The sequence below is a fragment of the uncultured Oscillibacter sp. genome (genome assembly GCF_900544955.1).
GTDB lineage: Bacteria > Bacillota > Clostridia > Oscillospirales > Oscillospiraceae > Oscillibacter.
The window spans coordinates 1-4,225 of the sequence record NZ_UQXD01000073.1 but is presented as its reverse complement, the minus strand read 5'-3'; the positions used below and the strand labels follow the sequence as shown (position 1 = coordinate 4,225).

Here is a 4,225-nt window from a genome sequence, read left to right as displayed (position 1 = left end):
GGTTCGGCGGAGGCGGCTCCTTCGGCGGCAGGTCCGGCGGAAGCCGGGGCGGCTTCGGCGGAGGCGGCTCCTTCGGCGGCCGATCCGGCGGCTCCTTCGGGGGCAGCCGTGGCGGCAGCTTCGGCGGCTCCCGTGGCGGTGGCTCCCGGGGCGGCGGACGCCGTTGAGCAAAACAACAGCAGGGCTGTACCTTTCGGTACAGCCCTGCTGCGTTATACGGACAGGGAGTCCGCCAGCTCCAGCCCGGGGTTGTGCTTGGTGAGGAAGCCGATGGACCACTCGCCGCCGAAGGCCACCAGCAGCCGCTCCCGGAAGTCCTCCAGAATGGCGGCGCCGGTGCACAAAACCAGGTCCTCCGGCGGGCAGGGACAGGCGGTGATGAGGCGCAGGTGCTCGTAGGGCAGGCCGGACATATACAGGTCCACGCCATACTCGTTTTTCATCCGGTACTCGAACACGTCGAACTGCAGCGTGCCCACCACGCCCACGATGACCTCCTCCAGGCCGGCGCCGGGGATCTTGAAGATCTGGATGGCGCCCTCCTGGGCGATCTGCTCCGTGCCCTTGATGAACTGCTTGCGCTTCATGGTGTCCTTGGGGGAGACCCGCATGAAGTGCTCCGGCTCGAAGGTGGGGATGCCGGAGTAGCGGAACTTCTTCCCCGGCACGGTGATGGTGTCCCCGATGGCGAAGAGGCCCGGGTCAAATACGCCGATGATGTCCCCGGCATAGGCCTCGTCCACGATCTCCCGCTCCGCGGCCATCATCTGCTGGGGCTGGGAGAGGCGCAGCTTCTTGCCGCTCTGGACGTGGAAATACTCCGTCTCCCGCTGGAATTTGCCGGAGCAGATGCGCATGAAGGCCAGCCGGTCCCGGTGGGCCTTGTTCATGTTGGCCTGAATCTTGAAGACGAAGGCGGAAAAGTCCGGGGAGAAGGCGTCGATCACGCCGCAGTCCGCCGTCCGGCTCAGGGGGGCGGTGGTCATGCGGAGGAACTCCTCCAGGAAGGGCTCCACGCCGAAGTTGGTCAGGGCGGAGCCGAAGAACACCGGGGAGAGGGTGCCGTTTCGGACGGCCTCCATGTCAAACTCCCTTCCGGCGCCCAGCAGCTCCACCTCGTCCCGCAGGGCGGCGGCCCGCTTCTCTCCCAGCAGCTCCGAGAGGACCGGGTCCTCCAGCGCAGCCTCTGTGGTGGAGGCCTTTCTGCCCCGGCCCTCGCCGGAGAAGAAGAGGATGCGCTGCCGCTCCCGGTCGTAGACGCCCTGGAACTCCTTGCCGGAGCCGATGGGCCAGTTCATGGCGTAGGTGTCGATGCCCAGCTCCCGCTCCACCTCTTCGCACAGCTCCAGCGGGTCCCGGCTCTCCCGGTCCATCTTGTTGATGAAGGTGAAGATGGGGATGTGCCGCAGGGCACACACCCGGAAGAGCTTCCGGGTCTGGGGCTCCACGCCCTTGGCGCCGTCGATGACCATCACCGCGGAGTCGGCGGCCATCAGCGTGCGGTAGGTGTCCTCGGAGAAGTCCTGGTGGCCGGGGGTGTCCAGAATGTTGATGCAAAAGCCGCCGTGCTGGAACTGCATGACGGAGGAGGTGACGGAGATGCCCCGCTGCTTTTCGATTTCCATCCAGTCGGAGGTGGCGGCCTTGGCCCGCTTGCCCTTGACCTCACCGGCCTGGGCAATGGCGCCGCCGTAGAGCAGGAACTTTTCCGTCAGCGTGGTCTTGCCGGCGTCGGGGTGGGAGATGATGGCGAAGGTCCGCCGCCGGGAGATTTCTTCTTGCAGGGTGGGCATGAGAGCGCCTCCTTGTTGTTGGATATACAGAACTTATCTAATTTATCACAAGTATTTCCCGTTTGCAAGAGATGTTCGCCGTTTCGGGGGGCAAACGGGAGAAAAACCGGGCGGGAAGCCTGCGCTTCCCGTCCGGTCTCTCTGGTGTCCGCTGCGGCGGACCGATCAGCACTTCTCGTAAATGGTGGCGATGCCCATGCCGCCGCCGATGCACAGCGTAGCCAGGCCCTTCTTGGCCTCGGGACGCTTTTCCATCTCGTGGAGCAGCGTGACGATGATCCGGGCGCCGGAGGCGCCGATGGGGTGGCCCAGGGCGATGGCGCCGCCGTTGACGTTCAGCTTCTCCGGGTCAAAGCCCAGCTCCCGGCCCACGGCCACGGACTGGGCGGCAAAGGCCTCGTTGGCCTCCACCAGGTCGATCTCGTCCATGGTGACGCCGGCCCGCTCCAGGGCCTTGCGGGTGGCGGGGACGGGGCCCACGCCCATGATCTTGGGATCCACGCCGCCCTGGCCCCAGCCCAGCAGCTTGGCCATGGGCTTCAGGCCGTACTTCTCCACGGCCTCACCGGAGGCCAGGACGATGGCGGCGGCGCCGTCGTTGATGCCGGAGGCGTTGGCGGCGGTGACGCGCTGGGTGCCCTTGTCGCCGCTGTCCTGGCAGCCGGTGGGCGCAAAGGTGTGGACCACCTGGGGGTTGGGGGACTCGGGGCCCACGGGGAAGGCGCCCTTCAGCTTGCCGATGCCCTCGGCGGTGACGCCCTCCTTGGGATACTCGTCCCGCTTGAACTCCACGGTCTCCCTCTTCACCTTCACGGGGACGGGGACGATCTCATCGTCGAACCGGCCGGAGTCCCGGGCGGCGCAGGCCTTCTGCTGGGAGGCGGCGGCGAAGGCGTCCTGCTCCTGGCGGGTGATGCCCCAGACGTCGCTGATGTTCTCCGCGGTGGTGCCCATATGGCAGTTGTGGAAGGAGTCAAACAGGCCGTCCCGCAGGAGGCTGTCCACCACCCGCTTGTCGCCCATGCGGGCGCCCCAGCGCTCGTCCGGCAGATAGTAGGGGGTGGAGCTCATCTTCTCGGTGCCGCCGCACACCACCACGTCCGAGTCCCCCACCAGGATGGACTGGGCGGCCTCCACCACGGTCCGCATGCCGGAGCCGCAGAGCATGTTGACGGTGTGGGCGGGCACGGCGTAGGGGACCCCCGCCTGGACGGAGATCTGCCGGGCCACGTTCTGGCCCTCATTGGCCGCCAGCACGCAGCCGAACATGACCTCGTCCACCTGCTCCGGGGCGACGCCGGCGCGCTTGAGCGCCTCCCGCACCACCACGGCTCCCAGGGTGACAGCGGAGACGTCCCGCAGGGAACCGCCGTAGGTGCCGATGGCGGTCCGGCAGCAATTTACCACATAGACATCTTTCATGGGCAATTTCCTCCTCAAAATAGGTTTGGAACCCCAGTATAGCAAATTTTTGCAGGGGCGCATATTTCGTCTCTCGATATCAAGCATATGGTTTTTTGATCCATTTGCTGTTTTTCCGTTGGAATTCCGGGTGGGTTTGTGGTAGAATGTCAAATCATAGCGCGGGGAGGGACGGCAATATGGGATCGCAGCGCGGCAACCGGCTCCACGGTCTGGATACCCTCCGGGGCGCCACGCTGGTGAGCATGATCGCCTACCACGCCTGCTGGGACCTGGTGTGGATCTTCGGCGTCAACCTCCCCTGGTACCGCACCGCAGGGGCCTATGTCTGGCAGCAGAGCATCTGCTGGACGTTCATCCTCCTGTCCGGCTACTGCTGGTCCCTGGGCCGCCACCGGCTGAAGCGGGGGCTGCTGGCCTTTGGCGGCGGCGCCCTGGTGAGCGCGGTCACGGCGCTGTTCCTGCCGGAAAACGCCGTCCGCTTCGGCGTGCTAACGCTGTTGGGCTCCGCCGGGCTGCTGCTGATCCCGCTGGAGCCGCTGCTGCGCCGCCTGCCCGCCCGGGCGGGCCTGGCGGGGAGCTTCACCCTCTTTCTGCTGCTGCGGGACGTCAACGAGGGCTATCTCGGTTTTGAGGGTGGGCGGGTGCTGGCCCTGCCCCAGGCGTGGTACCGAAACGCGGCCACCGCCTACCTGGGCTTTCCCGCCCCGGGCTTTTTCTCCACGGACTACTTCTCCCTGCTGCCCTGGCTGTTTCTCTTCCTCACCGGCTATTTCCTCTGGCGCCTGCGGCCGGAGGACCGGGGGCCCGGCCCCCGCCTGCCGGTGCTCACCGCCCTGGGGCGCCACTCCCTGGTGGTGTACCTCCTCCACCAGCCGGTGGTGTACGCGCTGCTGTATGCTCTGGTGCTGGGGACAGCCGTTCTGCTGGGAGTCTCCCTGCACGAGTGAACAAGGAAAAGGACCTGCGGCTATGCCGCAGGTCCTTTTCCTTGTTCTCAAACGCTCAGC

Annotated in this window: 3 protein-coding genes; 1 reads left to right on the top strand and 2 read right to left on the bottom strand. The window is 66.3% G+C overall.

Annotated elements, in window-relative coordinates; genetic code table 11:
* Positions 1 to 212: 212 nt before the first annotated feature.
* Positions 213 to 1,793 carry a peptide chain release factor 3 gene (locus QZS21_RS11495; protein WP_295583528.1) on the bottom strand — a complete coding sequence of 527 codons (1,581 nt, stop codon included), beginning with the start codon at positions 1,791 to 1,793 and terminating at the stop codon, positions 213 to 215.
* Positions 1,794 to 1,958: 165 nt separating this feature from the next.
* Complete coding sequence (locus QZS21_RS11490) at positions 1,959 to 3,215, bottom strand: acetyl-CoA C-acetyltransferase (RefSeq protein ID WP_295583526.1); 1,257 nt, start codon at positions 3,213 to 3,215, stop codon at positions 1,959 to 1,961.
* Between the two features lie 179 nt (positions 3,216 to 3,394).
* Between QZS21_RS11490 and QZS21_RS11485 the strand changes: the two genes are divergently transcribed.
* The gene (locus QZS21_RS11485) at positions 3,395 to 4,165 is read left to right on the top strand and encodes a heparan-alpha-glucosaminide N-acetyltransferase domain-containing protein (protein ID WP_295583523.1); all 771 of its coding nucleotides are present in this window, start codon (positions 3,395 to 3,397) and stop codon (positions 4,163 to 4,165) included.
* The last annotated feature ends 60 nt before the right edge of the window (positions 4,166 to 4,225 follow it).